25 protein-coding genes and 1 pseudogene are annotated in these 21,057 nt (G+C 51.4%); 12 read left to right on the forward strand and 14 right to left on the reverse strand.

What is annotated here, in order from left to right:
* Positions 1-198: 198 nt before the first annotated feature.
* Complete coding sequence (locus AAH187_RS14230) at positions 199-579, reverse strand: nuclear transport factor 2 family protein (RefSeq protein ID WP_342349129.1); 381 nt, start codon at positions 577-579, stop codon at positions 199-201.
* Positions 580-924: 345 nt separating this feature from the next.
* Here AAH187_RS14230 and AAH187_RS14235 point away from each other — a divergent pair, with 345 nt between their 5' ends.
* The 9 genes from AAH187_RS14235 (at position 925) to AAH187_RS14275 (ending at position 7,469) form a co-directional block, all read left to right on the forward strand.
* The gene (locus AAH187_RS14235) at positions 925-1,284 is read left to right on the forward strand and encodes a TfoX/Sxy family protein (RefSeq protein WP_342349130.1); all 360 of its coding nucleotides are present in this window, start codon (positions 925-927) and stop codon (positions 1,282-1,284) included.
* On the forward strand, positions 1,281-2,276 hold the full coding sequence (locus AAH187_RS14240) for a PHB depolymerase family esterase (protein WP_342349131.1): 996 nt from the start codon (positions 1,281-1,283) through the stop codon (positions 2,274-2,276). The genes AAH187_RS14235 and AAH187_RS14240 overlap by 4 nt, the downstream gene beginning before the upstream one ends.
* A 150-nt stretch (positions 2,277-2,426) precedes the next feature.
* Entirely contained in the window at positions 2,427-2,933 is a 507-nt protein-coding gene (locus AAH187_RS14245; RefSeq protein WP_342349132.1) for a gamma-glutamylcyclotransferase family protein, read from the forward strand.
* Positions 2,934-3,032: 99 nt separating this feature from the next.
* Positions 3,033-3,257 carry a 4-oxalocrotonate tautomerase family protein gene (locus AAH187_RS14250; protein ID WP_342349133.1) on the forward strand — a complete coding sequence of 75 codons (225 nt, stop codon included), beginning with the start codon at positions 3,033-3,035 and terminating at the stop codon, positions 3,255-3,257.
* Positions 3,258-3,350: 93 nt separating this feature from the next.
* Positions 3,351-4,208 carry a GNAT family N-acetyltransferase gene (locus AAH187_RS14255; RefSeq protein WP_342349134.1) on the forward strand — a complete coding sequence of 286 codons (858 nt, stop codon included), beginning with the start codon at positions 3,351-3,353 and terminating at the stop codon, positions 4,206-4,208.
* A gap of 220 nt (positions 4,209-4,428) precedes the next feature.
* Entirely contained in the window at positions 4,429-5,241 is an 813-nt protein-coding gene (locus AAH187_RS14260; RefSeq protein ID WP_342349135.1) for a methyltransferase domain-containing protein, read from the forward strand.
* Positions 5,242-5,409: 168 nt separating this feature from the next.
* Positions 5,410-6,375, forward strand: coding sequence for a VTT domain-containing protein (locus AAH187_RS14265; RefSeq protein ID WP_342349136.1), 966 nt, complete (start codon positions 5,410-5,412; stop codon positions 6,373-6,375).
* A gap of 104 nt (positions 6,376-6,479) precedes the next feature.
* Positions 6,480-6,710, forward strand: coding sequence for a hypothetical protein (locus tag AAH187_RS14270; protein WP_342349137.1), 231 nt, complete (start codon positions 6,480-6,482; stop codon positions 6,708-6,710).
* 255 nt (positions 6,711-6,965) lie between these two features.
* A complete protein-coding gene (locus tag AAH187_RS14275; RefSeq protein ID WP_342349138.1) occupies positions 6,966-7,469 on the forward strand; it encodes a putative molybdenum carrier protein in 504 nt (167 codons plus the stop codon).
* A 297-nt stretch (positions 7,470-7,766) separates the two neighbouring features.
* On the opposite strand, the gene AAH187_RS14280 is transcribed toward AAH187_RS14275, so the two are convergent.
* The 6 genes from AAH187_RS14280 to AAH187_RS14305 all read right to left on the reverse strand — a co-directional run bounded on the left by AAH187_RS14280 (position 7,767) and on the right by AAH187_RS14305 (position 13,489).
* Complete coding sequence (locus AAH187_RS14280; protein ID WP_342349139.1) at positions 7,767-8,456, reverse strand: class I SAM-dependent methyltransferase; 690 nt, start codon at positions 8,454-8,456, stop codon at positions 7,767-7,769.
* Between the two features lie 1,130 nt (positions 8,457-9,586).
* Complete coding sequence (locus tag AAH187_RS14285) at positions 9,587-10,204, reverse strand: hypothetical protein (RefSeq protein ID WP_342349140.1); 618 nt, start codon at positions 10,202-10,204, stop codon at positions 9,587-9,589.
* An 18-nt stretch (positions 10,205-10,222) separates the two neighbouring features.
* Positions 10,223-10,660 carry a hypothetical protein gene (locus AAH187_RS14290; RefSeq protein WP_342349141.1) on the reverse strand — a complete coding sequence of 146 codons (438 nt, stop codon included), beginning with the start codon at positions 10,658-10,660 and terminating at the stop codon, positions 10,223-10,225.
* 10 nt (positions 10,661-10,670) lie between these two features.
* Entirely contained in the window at positions 10,671-11,252 is a 582-nt protein-coding gene (locus tag AAH187_RS14295) for a hypothetical protein (protein WP_342349142.1), read from the reverse strand.
* Positions 11,253-11,262: 10 nt separating this feature from the next.
* On the reverse strand, positions 11,263-11,658 hold the full coding sequence (bamE, locus tag AAH187_RS14300; protein WP_342349143.1) for an outer membrane protein assembly factor BamE: 396 nt from the start codon (positions 11,656-11,658) through the stop codon (positions 11,263-11,265).
* Between the two features lie 160 nt (positions 11,659-11,818).
* A complete protein-coding gene (locus AAH187_RS14305; RefSeq protein WP_342349144.1) occupies positions 11,819-13,489 on the reverse strand; it encodes a fumarate hydratase in 1,671 nt (556 codons plus the stop codon).
* A gap of 353 nt (positions 13,490-13,842) precedes the next feature.
* Here AAH187_RS14305 and glgA point away from each other — a divergent pair, with 353 nt between their 5' ends.
* Positions 13,843-15,051: a glycogen synthase gene (glgA, locus tag AAH187_RS14310; protein ID WP_342349145.1), complete on the forward strand. Its 1,209-nt coding sequence runs from the start codon at positions 13,843-13,845 to the stop codon at positions 15,049-15,051.
* Between the two features lie 130 nt (positions 15,052-15,181).
* On the opposite strand, the gene AAH187_RS14315 is transcribed toward glgA, so the two are convergent.
* A complete protein-coding gene (locus tag AAH187_RS14315) occupies positions 15,182-15,415 on the reverse strand; it encodes a hypothetical protein (RefSeq protein WP_342349146.1) in 234 nt (77 codons plus the stop codon).
* A 131-nt stretch (positions 15,416-15,546) separates the two neighbouring features.
* Between AAH187_RS14315 and AAH187_RS14320 the strand changes: the two genes are divergently transcribed.
* Positions 15,547-15,807, forward strand: coding sequence for a hypothetical protein (locus tag AAH187_RS14320; RefSeq protein WP_342349147.1), 261 nt, complete (start codon positions 15,547-15,549; stop codon positions 15,805-15,807).
* Between the two features lie 14 nt (positions 15,808-15,821).
* Here AAH187_RS14320 and AAH187_RS14325 read toward each other — a convergent pair whose 3' ends face one another.
* The 6 genes from AAH187_RS14325 to AAH187_RS14350 form a co-directional block, all read right to left on the reverse strand.
* A complete protein-coding gene (locus tag AAH187_RS14325; RefSeq protein ID WP_342349148.1) occupies positions 15,822-16,088 on the reverse strand; it encodes a hypothetical protein in 267 nt (88 codons plus the stop codon).
* Positions 16,089-16,313: 225 nt separating this feature from the next.
* Positions 16,314-17,009: a TIGR04283 family arsenosugar biosynthesis glycosyltransferase gene (locus tag AAH187_RS14330; protein WP_342349149.1), complete on the reverse strand. Its 696-nt coding sequence runs from the start codon at positions 17,007-17,009 to the stop codon at positions 16,314-16,316.
* A 22-nt stretch (positions 17,010-17,031) separates the two neighbouring features.
* The gene (locus AAH187_RS14335; RefSeq protein WP_342349150.1) at positions 17,032-17,715 is read right to left on the reverse strand and encodes a hypothetical protein; all 684 of its coding nucleotides are present in this window, start codon (positions 17,713-17,715) and stop codon (positions 17,032-17,034) included.
* A gap of 230 nt (positions 17,716-17,945) precedes the next feature.
* Complete coding sequence (locus AAH187_RS14340) at positions 17,946-18,731, reverse strand: DUF547 domain-containing protein (RefSeq protein ID WP_342349151.1); 786 nt, start codon at positions 18,729-18,731, stop codon at positions 17,946-17,948.
* Positions 18,732-18,874: 143 nt separating this feature from the next.
* Positions 18,875-19,204, reverse strand: a complete 330-nt coding sequence (locus tag AAH187_RS14345) for a multidrug efflux SMR transporter (protein WP_342349152.1) — start codon at positions 19,202-19,204, stop codon at positions 18,875-18,877.
* Between the two features lie 102 nt (positions 19,205-19,306).
* Positions 19,307-20,107, reverse strand: a complete 801-nt coding sequence (locus tag AAH187_RS14350) for a mechanosensitive ion channel family protein (RefSeq protein ID WP_342349153.1) — start codon at positions 20,105-20,107, stop codon at positions 19,307-19,309.
* 222 nt (positions 20,108-20,329) lie between these two features.
* On the opposite strand from AAH187_RS14350, the pseudogene AAH187_RS14355 reads away from it, so the two are divergent.
* Positions 20,330-21,057, forward strand: a pseudogene (locus AAH187_RS14355) (hypothetical protein); the annotation flags it as partial.

The following is a 21,057-nucleotide window of genomic DNA, read 5'->3' on the forward strand; positions in this document are numbered from 1 at the left end:
GCCATCGTCCAGTGTGGAACGAATATGAGCCTACTTGATGTGACGGAGAAGTTGGAGCCGGTTATCGGAATTCCGATCCTGGGGATCAACGCGGTGACCTTCTGGTACGCGCTACGGGAAAACGGATTCGTAGGACCGTTGACGGGCGCGGGGAGATTATTGCAAGAGTTCTGAACCGCTCTTGAGTCACATCTTTTTTTAGCTACATTCGCCCATCGAGTAGAAAAATTGTTCTTTCGTAATTTTGCCATTCTCGACGGTGTAGAGACCCATTTCATCCATAGTCATACGCTTGCCAGTGTGCTTGGGCGTCACGTCGTAGGTAAAATGGGCAATGAACTGGTCACCGTTTGGGTACGGTCCCTTCACCTCGCCTCCATGAACTTCATGGTTTTCCATCCACCAGGTGTTCTTGCCTTTAATCGCCTCAATGCCCTGTTGGGTTTGCCCGATGTTCGGCATGGCCGCTGCCTCAACACTCACAATGTTGGGGCTATACAATTTATCGATGGCCTCTGGGTTCTTTCCTTGCTGACACAGTTTGACAAGCTCTTTTCCGATTTCCATGGCTGACATCATGATACCTCCTGATTAAAGATGGACATGCGTGAAACAATGAAACTGAGTTGATTGTGGATATGTGGTTTTCCCTGTCACGATGAACGGGGCACGTCCGGATCGAACGTTTGCAAACAGAACTTACAAGGGGGGAGCTGAGAAGATAACGTGGCAGTTATTGGATTCATCCTAATCTCTACTTTGATACGAGTGCAAGGGGTGGTTTGAGAAACCGCTGCTCCCAGAGAGCTATCTCAAGGAGGTCATGAATCTTAAAGGGCAAGCAATGGGTTGTGAAAGATTTGTGGCCACTCATTTATTAGAATGTTGTAGGGTGAGGTTTTCCCAATTGGCCTGAACGATCCTATGAGCGAATACGTTGAATTTCTGAAAGAGGTGTTCGAGGAGTTCGGACCCATTCATCCCCGACGGATGTTTGGTGGTTACGGCCTCTTTCATAAGGGGTTGATGTTTGGCCTGGTGGCGGATGATGTGTTGTATCTCAAGGCCGATGAGACGGTGTCCCCATTCTTTGTTGAACGGGAGTTGGAGCAATTCAGCTACGAAAAACAGGGGAAGTCCTTCAAGATGTCGTACTACATGGCACCAGAGGAAATTTTTGACGATCCAGGAGAAGCGAAGGGCTGGGCTGTTCGATCGTATGAGGCAGCCGTTCGCGCACAGAAGCCGGTGAAGAAATCTCAGAGGGAAAAGAAAAAATCATGACCCGGCACCGTAAAACTGTTGCATGGATCATTGTCTGCCTGATGATGTTCGGGTTCGCGGCAGGCGCCGGGGCTACGGTTAATCCCGATCTTCTTCATAAAACCCTGACTCATGGCGGTCTTGAGCGGACCTATTTCCTTCATTTTCCCAATGGTGTGTTGTCTGATGTGCCACAGCCCCTGGTGTTTGTCCTTCATGGTGGCGGTGGATCAGATGCCAAGACCATGGCGCACCGGACAGGGTTGAATAGCATCGCCGACCGGGAGGGGTTTCTGGTCGTCTATCCCGCCGGCATTGATGGGCAATGGAACGATGGCCGGGGCAAAACCTTTCGCCGTGCCAAGGACAACACCGGTGTCGATGACGTCGGGTTTATCTCCTCCATCATTGACCTCCTTGTGAACGAAGGTCAGGCTGATCCAGACCGGATCTATGTGATGGGTCTGTCCAATGGCGGCATGATGACCTTACGCATCGGTATTGAGCTTGGGGCGAAGCTGGCTGCCGTCGCATCCGGGATTGCTAACCTTCCGGTCCGTCTTTCCGGGAAACGACCCGTTCAGCCGTTATCTGTTTTGATGATGAATGGGACCGACGATCCACTGGTGCCGTGGGATGGAGGCCCAGTACATGTCTTGGGCAAAGATTACGGGGAAGTGCTCTCCACTGAACAGACGGTCCAGTACTGGGTGGATCGTGCAGGCCTGCCGTCATCGCCAAGCAGGCGCATGCTGCCTGATACTGTCCCATCCGACGGATGCAGAGTGGAGGTCGTGGCTTACAATAAGGAGGGCGAATCACTAGAAGTCATTTTATACGCGATGAAAGGCGGCGGTCACAATCTTCCTGGCGGCAATACTCCGGATCGGCCACGCTTAGTTGGCCGCAAGTGTTTGGACATCAATGGGGCAGAAGTGATTTGGGAGTTTTTTAAGAAACATTCCCGAGCGACCCAAGGCGATCCAACAACTGTCCCTATGCCTCGACACTGAACGGATCCCGCGCCTGTCGCTGCCCTCCAATCGCTTGCGTGAAGCAACAGTATGGTTTAGATGCAATCAAAACTCCCTTGCCTCCCCGGGGAGAGGGTGGGGTGAGGGTGCAGGCTCATCGAATAGCTCGTTCAATATAGAATCAGTTCCATGCCACAAAAATTTTCCTATTTTGCTTATGGGTCTAATATGTGCTCTAAGAGGCTCCGTGAGCGAACGCCCTCGGCGCAGCCAATCGGGGTCGGCTCTGTCAGGGAGCATCAATTGCGATGGCATAAGAAAAGCTGGGATGGATCAGGGAAGTGCGATGTTTTTTTCACGGGAGAACCGGATCATCAGGTGCATGGCGTGCTGTTTGAAATTTCTGAGTCTGAAAAAGAAAGGCTGGATACCGTCGAGGGATTGCATTTTGGTTATGAAGAAAAAACAGTGGAGGTGATCACCACATCTGATCTTGTCTTAGCTGTCACCTACTATGCAACAGTGATTGATGAGGAGGTCAGGCCCTATGAGTGGTACAAACGGTACGTGGTCGAAGGAGCCATCGAATACGGTCTTCCTGAAGACTATGTGCAATGGTTGAAGTCTGTTGACGCCATAAAAGATCCGGTCCAGGATCGACATCAAAGAGAAACACGCATCTTTGAGGGTAGCTGATTTTGTTGGCTGGAGGTATGAGCGGAGGACGCCAAGGCGTGATTCGCTGAACCGTAACATTAGCCTACCTGCCACTCTGAACTCATGGGAGACCACGACATGCCATACGTGAATATTCAGATTACGACGGGGGCCTCCAGAGAGCAGAAGGCCGAATTGGTCAAAGACGTGACCGATTCCCTGGTTCGTGTATTGGGGAAAAATCCTGAGCACATCCATGTTGTGATTCAGGAGATCAATGAGGAGGACTGGGGGTTCTCCGGACTTCTGACTGATGAATGGAAGAGGCAACAGGGCCACTCGCCCTCAAGTAAAGGGCAATGAACCTGCGTGAGGCGCCATCGCCATTGACTCTAGGTGTGAATTGTCTGAGCGATCCTGCTATGTTAGCAACACTTCCAGGAGGCAACAGGACCTATGGACATCACCTTACGAAATGGTGGCCCTTCCGATGCCGAAACGTGCGGCTCGATCTGCTATGAAGCGTTTAAGGCCATAGCCGAACAACATCATTTTCCTCCAGATTTTCCTGCTCCCGATATCGCTGTCCAATTATTTTCTCACCTGTTCTCGCGTCCTGACCTTCATTCAGTTGTGGCTGAAGTGAACGGACGAATCGTGGGGAGCAACTTCCTTTGGGAGAATACCGTCATTGCCGGTGTCGGTCCGATCACCGTGGACCCGGCGGTTCAAAATGGGACCGTGGGCAGACGTCTGATGGAGCATGTATTGGGGCGGGCGCAGGAGATTCGTTTCGCCGGAACCCGGTTAGTGCAGGCGGCGTATCATAATCGTTCACTGTCTCTCTACACCAAGCTGGGGTTCAATGCCCGTGAACCGCTTTCCACGATTCAAGGGCCGGCCCTTGGTCTGGCGATACCCGGCCACGCCGTCCGTCCGGCGGTCGAAGAGGATTTGCCGGGTTGCAATCGGTTGTGTATTCAGGTCCACGGCCACGACCGGAAAGCCGAATTACTGGACGCCATCACACAACAGACGGCCACTGTGGTCGAACGCGAGGGTCGCATTACCGGATATGCCACTCTGGTTGGTTTTTTCGGCCATGCGGTCGCCGGGGACAATGAAGACCTGAAAGCGCTCATTGGTGCGGCTCCCGGTTTTCCCGGGCCGGGATTCCTGCTTCCAACGCGCAATGCTGACCTGCTTCGCTGGTGTTTGGAGAAGGGCCTGCGGGTGGTTCAGCCCATGACTCTCATGAGTATGGGTTTGTATCACGAACCCGACGGGGCTTTTCTGCCTTCCGTGGTGTATTGACAGAGGACGGGCGTGGCTTGGGTCTTCCGCAAACGTTGCTCTTGATTAGGATTCACACGTATGGCAACTCCTGCAGGATTATGATGCCATCAGTTTCATGACGAAAGAACGATCAAAGCTGGAATTTATACGCCAGGGCATACGGACACCCTGGAATTAATGAGAGTGAACCTGTATGCAGCCCCATGATCCGAGCCATCCTTTCATAAGGAATACTGCCATGAATCCAAACAGAGCCCTTTGGGAAAAAGGTGACTTTACGCGTATTGCCGCCACCATGCGGGAAAGCGGAGAGGCGCTCGTTCAGCGAATCGGCATTACTAAAGGGCTCAAGGTTTTGGACCTCGGATGCGGCGATGGCACAACCGCATTGCCTGCGGCAAAACTTGGAGCCGAGGTGTTGGGAGTCGATATCGCGAGCAATCTGGTCGAGGCAGGGAATACGCGGGCCAGGGAGCATGGCCTCGCTAACTGCGCGTTTCAGGAAGGCGATGCGTCCGAATTGCACCAGTTGCCGGATCAGGCGTTTGACCTCGTCCTGAGTATCTTTGGGGCGATGTTTGCACCCAATCCGTTTGCGGTGGCCAAGGAGCAAGTGCGGGTGACCCGGCCGGGTGGCCGGATCGTGATGGGAAACTGGATTCCGAATGATCCGACGTTGGTCGCGCAGATTTTGAAGATCAGCTCAAGCTACACGCCGCCTCCGCCTGAGGGATTCATCAGCCCGATGACGTGGGGAGTCGAGAGCCACGTGGTTGAGCGATTTGCGGGTGCGGGAATTCCGGTCGAGAACATATCCTTCACACGGGACACGTTTACGTTCAATCATCCAGGTGCCCCCTCAGCATTTGTCGATGACTTCAGAAAATACTACGGCCCAACCATGAATGCCTTCGAAGCCGCCGAAAAGAACGGCCGGGCCGCTGACCTCCATCAGGAATTGGAAGAGTTGTTCCACACCCAAAATACCAGCCTGCGCAAAGGTTCCACCTCCATTTCTGCAACATTTTTGCGTGTGACCATTGCGCTTTGAACGGGTCGCGCACGGGGACCATGGGGGTTCAGTCTGGATTGGGAGCGGTCCTTCAAGGATGGCGTTGGAGTCATTTGAATATGGAATTGAACAATCGAATGCTATGACCGGGTGTATTGAGTTTCTCCCTAATCTGTTGGGCCTGTGGCTCATCGCGTAGGAGACAAGGTGAACGAAATCAGCGCATTCGTGTCGGAGTATGGCGGGATTGTCTTGTTTGCCATCGTCTTTGCCGAACAAATCGGCCTTCCGATTCCGGCCATTCCGGTGTTATTGGCAGCTGGCGCGCTGGCGGGTGCCGGACAGATGGATCTCAGTGTCGCAATTCTCCTTTCGATTGCGGCCTGTCTGGCTGGCGACGTGGTCTGGTACGAGTTGGGGCGGCGTCGAGGACGGCAGGCCCTCAGCCTTCTTTGCCGCATTTCGTTGGAACCTGACTTTTGCGTGAGACGGACCGAGAATTTTTTCACCCGTCACGGGATTCGCGCGCTGATTCTCGCCAAATTTCTTCCTGGTTTGAGCACGCTCGCGCCGGCGATGGCCGGTCTTTTTGGAGTCAGATTCCCTCGTTTCCTGGGCTATGACGGATTGGGCGCGGGGCTCTGGGCGCTGACGTTTGTATTGCCGGGGTATGTCTTCAGCGACGAGATCGAAGCTATTGCCGCGCAACAATCCCGTGCGGGTCTGTTCTTCCTGGTGGCGCTGGGCATCGGTCTCGTGGCCTACATTGCGTATAAGTTTGCCCACCGGCAATGGGTCTTGCGTGAGTTGCGGATGGCCCGCATGACGGTGGACGAGCTGAAAGGGATGATGGATAACGGCCATGACGTTTTTGTGGTGGACCTGCGGGGGGCATTGGATCACGAAGCGGATCCATTTACGATTCCTGGCGCTCTCCGCATGACCGCAGAGGAGATAGAAAAGCGGCATTCCGATATCCCGCGACACCGTGATGTGATTCTGTTCTGTGCCTGCCCGAACGAGGCGACTGCCGCCCAAATGGCGTTATTGTTGCGACGGAACGGCATTACTAAAGTCCGACCTCTTGCCGGAGGTATCAACGCCTGGCGGGAACGGAACTTTCCGCTTGAGGCGCACACTGTGGTCGCCCCCACCGGTCTTCTGGCCGAGTGAGCCTGGTTGTCCTGAAGATCGGACGCTACGAACAATACAACCTGAGTCATGGTTCTCTCTCACAATTGAACTGCCATAAATAATGTGGACAAAAGGAGAAGAGTATGGCCATAACCGACCTTCAATCTATCGCCTTTCCAACCCTCGACGAATTCCAAATCGGCGAGCTCAGTCGTTGTGCCGCCGCCACGCCAAAGTTGTATCGGGACGGAGAGGAGCTTTTTGCCGTCGGTGAGCGCAACTCGAAATTCCATGTCATCAACTCAGGTCAGGTCGAAATCCTCGACCACTCCGGCGAGATCCTTCATGTCGGTCAGGGGAACTTCGCCATTTAAGGTTGGAAGATTCCACCGCAACTGCATTTACGCAATCCACAGACGTCAATGGCATCGTATGGGAAAATTTTACGGATGAACCGCAGGCAGTTGAGTTCGAAGGGGCTTGGCCCGGAACGGAGTATGTCCCGAAAACGGATTTATAGCAAAATGTGTCTATTGAGTCCGTTCTGCAGAATTCTCTCTTGGAATCGACAGGTTTTGTATATACCCTGCTCAGTCGCAGACTCTAACCGGCGGAAAAAATCCATTGTTATGGTGAGTCGAATTGTCTCCGGCGGACAAACGGGGGCTGACCGGGCGGCTCTTGATTTCGCGCTAAACGCAGGCATTGAATGCGGCGGGTGGGTTCCGAATGGGCGGATGGCGGAATACGGCGTCATTCCCGCACGTTACCCGAACCTCGTCGAGACAGAATCCGACGATCCGGGGATCCGGACTGCGCATAATGTGCGGGACTCAGATGCTACGTTACTCATCACCCGTGGGGCACCGACCGGAGGGTTGGAATGCACGGTTGAAGCCGCTATGCGCCTCGGGAAGCCTATTCTTCATGTCGATCTCCTTGGAGAATCGGTTGAACAGGTCGTGCTCCAATTGTGCCAGTGGTTACGAGATCTTCATCCGGTCATCCTGAATGTGGCCGGGTCCAGAGCCAGCGAAGACCATGAAATCTATACCCTTACCAAAGCGCTGCTGGAAGGAGCCATCCTCCCCGGAAGAAGAAAGCGCAAGGGGCGTATCGACTTTCTTCTGTGAACTGCGTCGATGACGGTCAGAGCCCAGGCTTCTCAGGAAGTCTTACCTTTCCCCTGAATCGCCGACTTGGATGAAGCCGGAAGATTTCCTGGTGGTCGGGTCGGCGTAAAAATCTATGCCTTCGTGAGGGAGTGACGAACCCATCTCCCGTCTTTTCTTTCAAAATTCTTCTGTCCTTCAGTGCCTCCGGCTCATGTGGGTTACATCGCATTGAAACGGTTTAGGAATACTTTTGTGTTTCATCCTGTCAGAACATGACATTTCAATTTGAGAATACACGTGAGATCCTCTGGCTTTTTAGGAAGTAATTTCCCGGAGAGCATAACTAAGGTTTCGATGATGTTCATTCGTTAAATAAATCATTTCCCAATTGTACTTGTTGCAAAATTCGTTAACAGCTTCAACCACTCCGTACCGTTCTCTTTTAAGCCATTGACCCGTTACATAATCATGCCCAGCTATAATACCGCCCGTTTTAACTTTTTTTCGACAAATCTCTAATTCTTTCGCGACATTTTTATATCCATGATCTGAATCTAAATAAACCCAATCAAACAATCCGTCTTCAAACTTTTCAAGTTCTACGGTGGAAATTCCCTGACAGATCATCACCTCTCCTGAGCTGAGTTCCTTCTTGAAGAGGTCTTCTACTATTTTCTTGTGAGACTTGTAGAATTCATTACCCCATGAATCAATTAAGTACAGTTTTTTGGGCTGTGTTACGGCTAAAATCTTTTCAGAGTATTTCCCTCGTGAAACACCCACTTCACCAACAATGGAATGCTTGGGTAAAAAGTTTAGAAGTGTCGGCTTATCAGTCAATACCTTCAAATTCATCATCTGCTTCATTGTTAAGTCCATTTTAGGAAGGCTTTCCTCAATTTTTTCTGCGCTTTTGAAGTCAATTTCCCTCACTGTTTTCGCGAGGGTTTCCCATACCTGTGCTCTAAGTGTTGCAGGAAATAATTTAGAAAATTTTCTTAACAATTTTGCATTCCTTTCCAAGACGACATGCCCCTAATTAAGTAAGGTATTCAGGGGGGTAATTGCTGGATTTTATTATTTCTCGTATAATTTCTTACCGCATAAAAATCCCTCATACTGTAACTTTTTCAATAGAAAAATCAAGTTCCCTGGTGGTCCCCTTAATCTGAACACCTCAAGCCAACTTTTAAGTGGACAGTAACCCTAAGGGTTTTGCCACTTCGGCTATTGGTAACGGGGTAAAATATTCCGTATGCGGTGTTTGTCAATGTGTGTCTGATATGGGCAACTGATAGTGGAGAATGCCAAGAGCCGTTTCAGCCCTTGTTTGGCCTCACTCGGAATTTCATGGTCATGCAAATACATATTCTCAATTTTTACTGTCTGTCGACCAACCGATGCATGTTCCGAATAGCTGATAACAAGACGTGCGATGTGCCCGGCGGGAGCCACCAATGCAAGAGCGGGTCAAGGCAGTTCGGTCGCCATGGGCGGCACCTGCTATGTCAACGATGTGTACCAAGGATGCCAGTACAGCGATATGGAGGGTCTCAGGGAACGCTGCGTTTGTAAGAGGGATGCTGGCTGCGTTGAAGGGAAGTCCTGCGACGCAGGAACAGATTTGAATTTGAACTCGTGTCAGCCTCTCAAGGCCGACAACGAAACCGGTGATCTGGTGAGCAGCGGTCACCAGTGAAAGGCGGGTACTGCAAGTTCTCCCGCTGCTGCATTCCCATTTCGATGGCTATGGGGAGCCGGCAGTTCCGAGCCCAACCCCGCCTATCAAAATTTTGTGAACCGCTGCTTACAAGAGGCCGGGTACGAACCAACCGGATAAGCCGCAACAATCAGACGATTGTGATCGTGACAGATTTTCTCGCCATCAATCCTTCAGTACATAATACACACACATGAGTGGTCAGGTTTTAAACGGTTCTTTTTCAAGAGTGATTCGTTCAGAATTTCGAAAACTTTCCAGCCTCGATAGGGGTAAGCTCTCATGATTTTCCCATGGGGTTGTTGATGAAAGGTTCCTGAATAGGGTTGCTTCTCCCAAATGGGTAAGGAGCAGGGGGTTAATAGGGTTGTGTCTAAATCGAAACCTGGTTGGTGATCTTAGCCTAGATGTTGGGTTAGGGAGTGATTGGTTGGACCGCCTGGCTTTCTTGTGCCAATTTGGTCTCTAAAAATAATGCTTGTTCCAGTGACCGGAAAAATTTCTGGTAGGGTTCCGGATCTTCGACGGCCCGCAAATAAAACTGAGCGCTTGCCCGCACGACCAATTGTTTTTCGTTTCGCGGTCGTACCGTGACGGTGAGCCGAACTAAATCATTGCGGTGCCAGAACGGTCCCCATGAGAGATAGGTTTTGCTGAAAACGAGAAGACTCTGGTCGTCGTAGAGGTGGTATAAGGGGTCATAGCCATAGTCGGATCGCTCAAGGGGCGCAAAGTATTTGCCGGACACAATACCGAGTTCTTCGTCAAGAACCTCCAACTGAAAATTCAGATCCTGCATCGTGGAGAGGATGGCTTTGAGTATGGTTCCACGATCGGTCATGTCAAATATGCGGCTTTGGGCCGCTCGTAATTTGACCTGACTGGCTTCGGACATCCAGATCTGTTCCCGCGCATCCCACTGATTTTCATGTCGCGACTCATATGGAGTGAGGCAACCCTGAAGAAGCAGTCCTACAGCGAGGAGGCAACCGATAGGTAGGGCCGTCGCAAGATGTTTCAGATCGCAATGCATGAGGATATCCACTCCGGACTATTCTTTGTTAATAAACAGAGAGCGCTCCAATGTGGCGAAAAAATTCTGGTAGACTTTTGGGTCCTCAATCGGTTTGTTGTTGTAGATGGCATTCGCCCGGATCATCATGTGTCCTTCGGTCTGGGGTCGCACGGTGACCGTTATTCCCATGACATCAGTATAATTGGGTTCCGCAAAACGGGCTGCAGTGACGAGTCCCATGGGTTCATTGGCGCGCTCGATGATGAACCCGAGATCTTGGAGGGCCGCAACCACCCCGCGCATGGCTTGGGAAGGATCCGTGGCCTCAAAGGAACGTGATTGATAGCTGCGCAGTTTCATTTGCGCGGCGGTTGGTGCTAATAAATCCGGCCCGGGTTGTGGCGGTGCACATGCCTGGAGTAATAATCCCCCGGTTAAGAGAAGTGCAATCCAGACAGCTTGCTTGTGTTTCATACGTCCTCGCTCAAATGGTGAACGCTTCTAAAAAGACGGCTTTGGATAGTTTGAAAAAAAATTCCTGGTAAATCAGCGGATCCCGGATCATCTCCATTTTTTGTTCACCTGGAGGAATATACTGCCGATCGGCTTGTCCGTCTCCCTGCCACACCACCCGGTAGAACATGATTCGCACTTCGTGTTTTGTGCCATCCTGGTTGATGGGACGGGCGATAAGGACGGCCGCGATTTTTTGGTGAAGATCTACCGGCATCCTGAAGTTCCCTAAGGAGAGGAGCCCCATAAAGAACCGGCTGAAGTCTTGCCCATATTCCCTGGCGCTTCGTTCTTTGGTCGCGCGTAGAAATCCCATTTGACGTACGCTTTCCTCGATCTGGAGCCCAAGATCCTGCAAGACGGCAGCCGATGCGGAGAGGAGTTCATTTTCATTTGACGTTTCAAAGACACGAATCTGCATCGCCCGGTTTTGCGAACTTTCAGGCGACAGTTGAAGGAGCTCTGCGGGTTGGGTCGGCGTTGTACAGCCATTGTTGAGGGCCAGAAGGGCCAGCAGTGTCCCCCATCCCACCCATCTCATTTTTTTTGACATGGCAGGGGGTTCAGAACTGCGTCGAGTTGTAGGCAAAGTCCCGCACCTTTTTTTCTTCGTCATACTTAATGATAATGGTGAGGGTTCGCTGGCGGGATGAGCTGGAACTGTCTTTAGAATTTGCGCCAAGAATGATTATGGTTCCGAAGGAGGATGAACTCGTGTCAACTCTGTCGGTAGAGACCTTATCGTAAATCCACACTTCCCGCCGTTTGTCATCTGTCGTCACAATATTGGGAGATCCCAAAATTTCGGCCACTTGTGCCGCACTCATTCCCGTTTTAATTTCCCCCTGGACTTTCCCCACAGTCAGACGCTCATCGGGAATTTCTGCCTTCTTGTTGCCTCCACAGCCCGATAATCCCAATAGGAGGCACATTCCAATGATTATTGGTATGGTTTTCATATGGTTGCTCCTTTTTAATTGTTCCCATATCTTTGGACGAAAATTTTTCCGAACAGCCCCGGCATGGATGGAAAGGTTCCCGAGTAAGACTGCTCCTTTCCCATCTTAAAAAACTATGGTGCTGATGAGGTCTGAACTTGTATTACCTCTCTGTTGTCCTTTATTTTTTCGCTGGTTCATCTGGTTGAATCAGAGACGGAGGACGTTGAGACACCAAGTCAGCGTAAAAGTCCTTGCCTTCGTGATTGATGACGATGAAGGCGGGAAAATCTTCCACTTCGATTTTCCACACCGCTTCCATCCCGAGATCCTCAAATTCGAGAACTTCCACTTTTTTAATACTATGTTCGGCCAGCCGCGCGGCGGGACCGCCGATGGATCCCAGATAAAACCCACCATGCTTTCCGCAAGCTTCGCGCACTTGCTTGGAGCGATTGCCTTTGGCCAGCATGACCATACTGCCGCCTGCGGCTTGAAACTGATCGACGTAGGAATCCATGCGTCCGGCTGTGGTGGGGCCGAACGAGCCTGAGGCATGACCTTTGGGTTTTTTAGCGGGTCCCGCATAATAGACCACATGATCTTTCAGGTATTGTGGCAAGCCTTTTCCGGCATCCAACTGTTCTTTCAGCCGGGCATGGGCGATATCCCTGGCAACCACGATGGGACCGGTGAGGGAGAGGCGTGTGGCCACGGGATGTTTGCGAAGTTCTGCCAGAATGTCTGCCATCGGCCGATTTAAGTTGATTTTTACGACATGTCCATCCAGGTCTTCGTCTGTCACATCGGGTAGATATTTCGCGGGGTTGGTTTCGAGCTGTTCCAGAAAGATGCCCTCCTTGGTGATTTTTCCGAGGATTTGTCGATCGGCCGAGCAGGATACACCCAAGCCGACCGGGCAGGAGGCTCCGTGTCGTGGCAAGCGGATGACTCGCACGTCGTGAGCGAAGTACTTTCCCCCGAATTGCGCACCGATACCGGTCTCGGCGCAGAGTTGAAGAATTTGTTTCTCCAAGTCGAGGTCCCGAAAGGCGCGGCCCTGGTTGTTGCCTGAGGTGGGCAGATCATCCAGGTAATGACAACTGGCCAGTTTCACGGTCTTCAATGTGAATTCTGCAGATAGGCCACCCACGACAAAGGCCAGATGATATGGCGGGCAGGCCGAGGTGCCTAAGGTCCGAATTTTTTCCGCCACAAACGCGAGCAGGGATTTGGGATTTAAGAGGGCTTTGGTTTCTTGATAGAGAAAGGTTTTATTCGCGGAGCCGCCGCCTTTGGCAATGAATAAAAAATGATACTCCGATCCCGGCTTGGCATAGAGGTCGATTTGAGCTGGAAGGTTCGTCCCGGTATTTTTTTCCGTGTACATGTCGAGTGGGGCCATCTGGGAATACCGCAGGTTGCGCGTATCGTAAGCTTCAAAAATCCCGCGGGAAAGGGCTTCAGCATCATCGCCGGTGGTGAAGACCTGTTGCCCCTTATATCCCATGGCGATGGCCGTTCCGGTATCCTGGCAGCCTGGCAGAACGCGGGCAGAGGCGATGTTGGCATTTTTGAGTAGTTCTATCGCGACAAACCGGTCATTTTCGGAGGCCTCCGGGTCTTCCAGTATTTTGGCCAACTGCGCGAGATGGCTTGGTCGCAATAAGTGGGCGATGTCATCCATGGCCTCGCGAGCCAGGAGTGTCAGGGCCTCGGGTTGGACCTTGACGAGTTCCTGCCCTTCACAGTTCGTGGTGGACACATAGTCCGACGTGAGTTTTCGATAGCTGGTCGTATCTGCTTGATGTTCAAATAATTTCTGGTACTGGAATTCGCCCATATTTGTCATTCCCTTCTTCTGTTTGTAACTCTAGGTATCCTCTTGCTATTCCACGGTAATCGCTGTCCGATCTGCTTGGCAATATCGTGCTCGTCGGATCGTTCATTGTGCGTCTTCTTCCATTGAAACCTCAAGTGAGTCTCGAGTTTTTGGGCTCCCGCACTTTGCTCTCTCCTCCGCGATTGGGAATGGGACATGTGAGGGTGGAAGTCCCTAGGGGGGCCGGTCGTGCGTTGTCCGGACCAGGTCCCTCCATTTTACTCCTGACCTTTTTTCGGAAAGGAAGGTGACTTCGTATGGATTTTCTTTTAATGTAGCAGGCTGCTGGAAGTCTTTATGATCATAATGGAGTGTGATTGCCCATGAAAGCCTTGATGTTCACCAATGAATTTCCCCCTTACACCTATGGTGGCGCCGGGGCTCACGTGGAGTATTTGAGTCGGGAATTATCGCATCTTCTTCCCGTTGAAGTCCGCTGTTTTGGCGATCAACATCTGGAGCAGGGCAATCTGAAGGTCGAGGGGATTCCCTTAGGAGAGACTCCGTTTGCAGCTCCTAAGCCGTTGCATTCGGTCCTGGGCGCAGTGCAGCGCTGTTGGCAAATGAATGCCGATGGGCTGGGCGCGGACCTGATTCATTGCCATACCTGGTATACCCATTTGGGCGGTATTATGGCCAAGCTCAATTACGGTATTCCACTCGTCATCACCACGCATTCATTGGAACCCCTCCGGCCATGGAAACGGGAGCAATTAGCCGGCGGGTATGATTTTTCTCTGTGGGTTGAAAAGACGGCCCTGGAGATGGCTGATGCCATTATTGCCGTTTCCGAAGGAACAAAGAAGGACATTCTTAAATTGTTTCAGGTTCCGGAAGAGCGGATTCATGTCATTCATAACGGGATCGATCTTCAAGAGTTTCGGAAGGTCCAAAGTCAAGAGGTGTTAATCCGATATGGGATCCCCACTGGGCAACCCTATGTCTTATTCGTGGGGAGGATGACCCGGCAGAAGGGGATCACCTATTTGATTCAAGCTCTCTCTTATTTAGATGAGGAGTTTCCAGTCGTCCTATGCGCCAGCTCTCCTGATACGCCGGCCATTGCGGCGGAGATGAAGGAGGCCCTTGACCAGATTTCGGCCCATCGAAAACATATTTATTGGATACCGGATATTCTCGACAAACCGAGTCTCATTGAGTTGTATTCTCATGCCGGGGTTTTTTGTTGTCCTTCTATTTATGAACCCTTCGGGATCATCAATTTAGAGGCCATGGCCTGTGAAGTGCCGGTGGTGGCTTCTGCCGTCGGGGGAATTCCTGAAGTCGTGGTGGAGGATGAGACGGGATTTTTAGTGCCGGTTGATCAATTTGAAGAAGCTCCCTTTAGCCCGAAAGATCCTGAGCGGTTTGCACAGGATTTGGCCGATCGTTTGAATCAACTGATGCGAGATTCTGAACTGCGGGTGCCCATGGGGCAGGCCGGGAGACGAAGGGCGGAAGAACTCTTTGGTTGGGACAAAATTGCTAAACGCACGAAGGCGCTGTACGAAACCGTTCTTGAGGCCAGTTAGGGCGTTGGGCTGTGAGGTCCCCGGGTGGAAGGGAATATGAAGAGGGGCCTTTCGTGTTGAGAGCTAAGCAGGGACCCCAGGGAACCGGGCATTCCTGGTGAAGGTTTGAGTCGGCGTGCACCCGGGTCTCTTACCCGGGATCGCAGCCTGTTTGAAACATGGCCTCAAGGCGCTGTACTTCTTCTTTGCGGCGGTGACGTTCTTCCACCAGCATGGAAATCATGGAATTCCAAAAGGAGACTTCAGCCTGTGACCCGTCCGTTAACCGTTGGTCTCTCCATTCCGTTGCAAAACGGGTATACACTCGAATTTCGCAATCGTTAAAACTTCTGAGCGATTCAAGCAGTTCGTCTTCAGCATGCATAAGTCAACCGGCCTTCCTGAAGTTGGAGATGTGAATGATGAATGTTGGTCACAGCGCGCATGAGAATGTGTATCGGCCATTCTTTGCGCGTTCCTTAGTGTGAGACGCATTCCTTGGAGGAGAAATTGTCGATGATGAAAATGTTATCAAGCGTTCACGTCTGTTATCGGTGGATCGGGCTTGGTGTGTTCTGTTTCATGCTTTGGGGTTGCGGCGAAGATCCCCGGCAATTATTTGAGACGGCCCAGTTCGAGGAGCAACAGCATAATCGCGTCCATGCTCAGGAATTATACGAGCAGATTATTCACCAACATCCTGAGAGTGAATTTGCCGAAAAAGCCCGGCAGCGAATAGAGGCCTGGAAGACAGAGAATCCGGAAGAGGGAAGGTGACGTGCGCGAACCGGTCAGGAGTGATGTTCAGGATCTACGCCGGTTCGATACATATATTCTAATCGCCTAATATCCTGGTCCCGCCGCATTCGCTCATCAATACACAGGTTCACGACGGTATTCCAAAACCCCGCCTCGGCCATTGAACCCGCTTCCATCCGTTGATCGCGGAATTCGCTGGAGAAACAGGTATAGCGCTGCAAATCGCTGTCGTCGAATTCCCGAAGGAAGTTCGGCAAATCTTCCGTATGAGGCATGGGTTCGTGGTGATGGCTCATCATGCAATCTCTTATGGAAAATATATCGGTGCGGGCCACCTGAATTCTTGAGGTTTTTTGGAGGATTTCTTCAGGAACCCGACGAGACTACTGCCATCGAAGCATGCCGTTCAGTGGAGAATGTGTTTATTGTGTGCAATTCTTGAGTGTTGGTTTCTGCTCGAAGGAGATTCCTCATATCGACCACACCATGATGGATATTCACAGAATGAGACAAGCGGACGGGGTTTACCGGACATCCCGGAAAAACGTAGGAGAAAATGTGGGTAGGCCAAATTCTACATGCAGGATAATCATGAGGACGCGAATAAAACTTCGCCATATTCCCATTTTGACAAATTTCCGGGAATCGGTGATGACCGTCAAAGGCAAAAGCCGTGGAGTCGTTCGTGTCAGGAGGGTCTGGCCAAACACAACATCCTCCAGTACGGCTTGCATGGGATATCCTCCCAACTGAGTAAAGAGGCCTTGTCTCACGAATAAGGCCTGATCTCCATAGACGATATGTGAATGTGTGCATCGGAGATTATCCAACCAGGAAATCATTCGTAACCGCCAATCTTTTCCAGAGAAGCGATGGCGGAATCCCCCCGCTTGATACGAAGGGTCGGAAGCGAGGTGGTGTAAATGTTGGAAGGCACTCCGAGGGAGTTGAGTGTCTGCATGGAGAAACAGGAGCCAATCATCGGCGGAGGCCTGTTGCTGGATCACGAATCGGGCGCCTGCATTCATTTGTGATGCACGTCCTTTGGGCGCCATACACCACGAAATTTGTGAATGCTGTTGGAGGATTTCAAGAGTGCGGTCGGTACTTCCTCCATCCACCACGATGACCCGGTAGGGTGTCGATTGGGAAAACACGGACTGGATGGTGCGCGGTAAGGCCTTCTCCTCGTTATAGGTGGGAATGATGACCCAAATCATCGGAATGTTTCGTGAGTGCCGTTTACCGGGCCGCGTGAAGATGGTTCGGCTCGAAGGGATTTTCCTGATACTGTTCTTGTAACCATACGGGAAGACTGCGTTGAAAGTCCTTCCAATATTCCTGAGGATCTTCCTGAATCGAATGGAAAGAGTCTTGTGCCGAAAACAGCATGGACTTTCCCAATTCCAGGTAAGGGGGAGCCAGATCCCGCATGTGGTCAATTGACGTATGACTGTCGTCCACCAGCCTCTTTATTGTCCGAAGTCCAAAGCCGTGATGGGCCTCTTCCTGTTGAAGGAGTATCCGGCGCAATTTGCGAAAGGGGGCGTCTCGTTTGAGGAGGCCCGTTTCCAGTCTTTGTAGAATGGCTTGGCCTAATCCCTCTAAAATAATTTGTTCCGCCAGGAGAGACTCCACAACATCTCCACGTGTCAGGGCAGATATGATGAGCCGGCGGTATTGGTTCATCTGGCCGGACATGATCAGAGATTGAGGACCTCGTGGAGCCAGCCATCGGATTGCCCATTGAAAGACCACCGCATGTCTTCCCTCCTGCTTGGCCTGGCCGGCGAGAAATCGTTGCATGCCTGGTTCCCTGACCAGGGTGGCCTGGCCTTTTGCGCAATCGTGGGCCAATTGTTCCCCCAGGACCATAAATTGGAGTAATTGGGCCAGGTGGACATCTTCGCCTGGTTTCACAAGCATATCAACGGGTTCTCCAGGCTATTGAGGTCTGCAACGCTTAGCTGGGCATGGGATCTCTGTTCAGAGGCTTCTCATCTCAGCAGGAAAAGGAGCATTGTTCCTGTACCTCAGGAAAGGCTTTTTCATTAGGCAGTCTCCAAGCGCGATTGGATGTTACAGGTTCCAATCAGAATTTTATGAGAAAGGTGGAACCAGGGATAGAACGAGTTGGGAATGAACCGCCGGAAATTTTATTTCTGGGAGAGAGGCGGGACTCCATTCAGGCTCCAGTCATAGTCGAGAAATTCAATCGTGTAGGCGTTGTGGCGTAAATCGTTTGCCAAGCCCGGATCCGACACGAATTGTGCGATATAGCCCGGCAATGAGCCTGAATGCTTGATGAAATCTTCAGAAAACCAATCGAAGATTTTGGAAAGATAGGCGATGTGGCGATGTCGGTCGAACCGGTTGCGTGTGGGATCGTTGATAAACTCTTGTGCGCTTGCGGTGAGTTGTTGATCAAGGGAATCGGGGGTGTAGGCTGCCGATTGCAGTTTTGGACAGGATTGTGAGGCGCAGACAATGGCAAAATGTATACGGGGCTCTTTGAAGTCGGGAATCAAGAGATGCTGTTCCAGGTCATACAAATTCAGGGATTCCTCACCCACCACGTATGTCCGGCCAATAAAAAATCTGTACCGTCCCGTAAGGGTTGCCGGAGAATATCCATCAAGAATGCCCTTCATGGCAAAGGCATTATAGACGTTAATCCAAAAGGCTAGACGATGGTTGGGAGTCGGAAGTTGCTGGGGTGCGATGTGTTGAAGGCGTTTAAGGTAACGTTTGAAGTGTGAATCGTGAGCTAGTTGGGGATAGTCCACAACGCCGTTCTTGACATGGGCGATGAGTGCTTGATGAAAGGATTCATGGGTAAAGGACTCCGGAGAAATAGGTTTTGAAGGAGTGAACGTAGTGGGAATCGTCGAGCATCCCATAAAAAAAGCGAGAAAAATGATATGAATGATGGGCCACCTCATAAGGATAGAGAGTCGTATGATCCATTCCATGATGTTGGCAGAGCCCAATTTTGAGATAACTGAAACGATCACTTCTTGTATGCCGGATGCCCCATTCGGAAATACGTGATGCTGGAATTGGAATGGCGGTGGGGGCGGGAGCCTTATACTCGAACGGTTTGCGAAAACACATGAATCACGATCACTCCGGCGATAATCAGTCCCATCCCAATCACTGCCGGTGTATCTGGAATTTCCCGAAAGGCGACTGCACCCACGAGCGCCAGGAGAATGATGCCGACACCCGACCAGATCGCATAGGCGATGCCGACCGTCATGGTTCGCAACACGAGGCTTAAGAGAAAAAATGCCGCGACATATCCAATGACGACTAACAGGCTTGGGCCTAATTTGGTGAACCCCTCGGCTGCTTTGAGTGAACTGGTGGCAATGACTTCCGCCACAATAGCGAGGAATAAATACACGTACGTCATCGAGGCAATCCTTTCTGGGCTTTCTCTTTCTCGAGAAGGCAGTCTTTTACGCAATCACATTCTTTGATGGTAAATGTTTCAACGGATTGGTCGTCTTGGGGCCTATTCTGCCTTGAGCATCAGGATCTCCCGCTGTGGGAAGGGAATCTGAATTCCTGCAGTTCGGAACTCTTCCACAATGGTCTGATAGAGTTCTGCTTGGGCTGGCACATAATCCGGGATGGGTACCCATGGTTTGACGGATAGGTTAATTGACGAATCTCCCAACAGGGCGATGCCAATGACCGGTGCCGGATCCTGTAATACGCGTGGATTAGCCGAGACGATCTTTCGCACTGCAGCCTGGGCTTGGGTCAAATCGGTCGCATAGGCCACGCCAACGGTCAGGTCGAGTTGGCGGATCTTCCCATAGTTATGCAAGATTTCGCCAATGATCTTCCGATTGGGAATCACGACAATGGAACGATCCAGATGAAGTAACTTGGTGGTGAAAATGTCAATCGCTTGCACTTCGCCATGTTCGCCAAGGATATCGATAAATTCTCCAACACGAAACGGTTTGGTGAAGATGATACTCAGTCCCGCAAAGAGGTTGAGGAACACGCCTTGTAACGCCAACCCGATACCGACGCCGGCGACGCCGAGGCCGGCGATCAAGGGGAAAATCTGAATCCCGAATTGTTGAAGCACAACCAGCAGGGTGAACAGAAAAATGATGCCCTTGATTACTCGTACAAGGAGCAGTCTGATAGGGGCATCCATCTCAATTTTTGCTAAGGAGCGATGAGTGTACTGACCAGCCGATTTGGCCAGGAAGGCTCCGATGGCAAGAATCAGTAATGCGCTGGCGGCTTGCAATCCGTACTGAATGATTAAATCCATGCTGATGTCCGTTCCAAACATGTCTGGTCCTCCAGGGAAAGGTGTTGGCCGGGTGTCTACGCGGGATAGCCTACCGGAAAAGTGATGGGATGACTACATGGGGAGCCATCAGGATGGTATTGTTGAGAGACATATGAATGGCCAATGTCCGGAATAATGGGTTGCGCCAAAAAGGGAAATTGCGCTAAGAAAGGCCATGGTAAAAAGTGTGGGTATTAGGATGGTGAAAAGAGGAGGAATGCAATGAACACGCATATTCGGGTCATGGTGTCCATGGTTCTGGGGATTGCGGCCTTGTATGGTCCTGCCTTGGCAGAGCCTGTTCTGCTTCAGGAGGGCTTAGGGAGACATCATTTTCCGATCTCCTCCAATGGAGCAATGGCCCAGCGATATTTCGATCAAGGACTCATCCTGTCATTTGGCTTTAATCATGCCGAAGCAGCCAGGTCTTTCAGGGAATCACAAAGACGCGATCCGAACTGCGCCATGTGTTATTGGGGTGAGGCGTTGGTGCTTGGTCCGAATATCAATGCCCCGATGGATCCGTCGGTTGTTCCTCAGGCCTTTGCAGCTCTGGAGAAGGCGGTCGCGCTGAAGGATCAGGCCACCGAAAAAGAAGGCGCGCTCATTCAGGCGCTGGCGATGCGTTACTCCAAAGTGGTGATGACCGATCGCTCCCCCCTCGACGTGGCCTATGCCGAGGCGATGCGGGCTGTCGCCCAGCAGTTTCCGGATGACCCGGCCATTGGCGCTTTGTTAGCTGAAGCGCTGATGGATCTGCATCCCTGGAATTTTTGGAGCAGGGGAGGAGAGCCTCAACCCTGGACACCGGAAATTGTGTCGAGGCTGGAGACCGTCTTAGACCAATCTGCCAGTCATCCCTTGGCCAATCATCTCTACATTCATATCATGGAAGCTTCGCCGCATCCTGAGAAGGCCCTTCCCAGTGCCGAACGATTACCCGCCCTTGT

The organism is uncultured Nitrospira sp., assembly GCA_902500695.1.
In the GTDB taxonomy this organism is placed as follows: Bacteria; Nitrospirota; Nitrospiria; order Nitrospirales; family UBA8639; genus Nitrospira_E.

Coding starts and splice junctions, on each gene's coding strand:
- AAH187_RS14350 (WP_342349153.1), bottom strand. CDS start 20,107: ATGTTTGGAACGGACATCAGCATGGATTTAATCATTCAGTACGGATTG.
- AAH187_RS14245 (WP_342349132.1), top strand. CDS start 2,427: ATGCCACAAAAATTTTCCTATTTTGCTTATGGGTCTAATATGTGCTCT.
- AAH187_RS14270 (WP_342349137.1), top strand. CDS start 6,480: ATGGCCATAACCGACCTTCAATCTATCGCCTTTCCAACCCTCGACGAA.
- AAH187_RS14295 (WP_342349142.1), bottom strand. CDS start 11,252: ATGTCAAAAAAAATGAGATGGGTGGGATGGGGGACACTGCTGGCCCTT.
- AAH187_RS14285 (WP_342349140.1), bottom strand. CDS start 10,204: ATGCATTGCGATCTGAAACATCTTGCGACGGCCCTACCTATCGGTTGC.
- AAH187_RS14255 (WP_342349134.1), top strand. CDS start 3,351: ATGGACATCACCTTACGAAATGGTGGCCCTTCCGATGCCGAAACGTGC.
- AAH187_RS14235 (WP_342349130.1), top strand. CDS start 925: ATGAGCGAATACGTTGAATTTCTGAAAGAGGTGTTCGAGGAGTTCGGA.
- AAH187_RS14230 (WP_342349129.1), bottom strand. CDS start 579: ATGATGTCAGCCATGGAAATCGGAAAAGAGCTTGTCAAACTGTGTCAG.
- AAH187_RS14340 (WP_342349151.1), bottom strand. CDS start 18,731: ATGAGGTGGCCCATCATTCATATCATTTTTCTCGCTTTTTTTATGGGA.
- AAH187_RS14345 (WP_342349152.1), bottom strand. CDS start 19,204: ATGACGTACGTGTATTTATTCCTCGCTATTGTGGCGGAAGTCATTGCC.
- AAH187_RS14290 (WP_342349141.1), bottom strand. CDS start 10,660: ATGAAACACAAGCAAGCTGTCTGGATTGCACTTCTCTTAACCGGGGGA.
- AAH187_RS14315 (WP_342349146.1), bottom strand. CDS start 15,415: ATGCATGCTGAAGACGAACTGCTTGAATCGCTCAGAAGTTTTAACGAT.
- bamE (WP_342349143.1), bottom strand. CDS start 11,658: ATGAAAACCATACCAATAATCATTGGAATGTGCCTCCTATTGGGATTA.
- AAH187_RS14305 (WP_342349144.1), bottom strand. CDS start 13,489: ATGACAAATATGGGCGAATTCCAGTACCAGAAATTATTTGAACATCAA.
- AAH187_RS14240 (WP_342349131.1), top strand. CDS start 1,281: ATGACCCGGCACCGTAAAACTGTTGCATGGATCATTGTCTGCCTGATG.
- AAH187_RS14330 (WP_342349149.1), bottom strand. CDS start 17,009: ATGATTTGGGTCATCATTCCCACCTATAACGAGGAGAAGGCCTTACCG.
- AAH187_RS14260 (WP_342349135.1), top strand. CDS start 4,429: ATGAATCCAAACAGAGCCCTTTGGGAAAAAGGTGACTTTACGCGTATT.
- AAH187_RS14325 (WP_342349148.1), bottom strand. CDS start 16,088: ATGATGAGCCATCACCACGAACCCATGCCTCATACGGAAGATTTGCCG.
- glgA (WP_342349145.1), top strand. CDS start 13,843: ATGAAAGCCTTGATGTTCACCAATGAATTTCCCCCTTACACCTATGGT.
- AAH187_RS14320 (WP_342349147.1), top strand. CDS start 15,547: ATGATGAAAATGTTATCAAGCGTTCACGTCTGTTATCGGTGGATCGGG.
- AAH187_RS14335 (WP_342349150.1), bottom strand. CDS start 17,715: ATGCTTGTGAAACCAGGCGAAGATGTCCACCTGGCCCAATTACTCCAA.
- AAH187_RS14275 (WP_342349138.1), top strand. CDS start 6,966: ATGGTGAGTCGAATTGTCTCCGGCGGACAAACGGGGGCTGACCGGGCG.
- AAH187_RS14250 (WP_342349133.1), top strand. CDS start 3,033: ATGCCATACGTGAATATTCAGATTACGACGGGGGCCTCCAGAGAGCAG.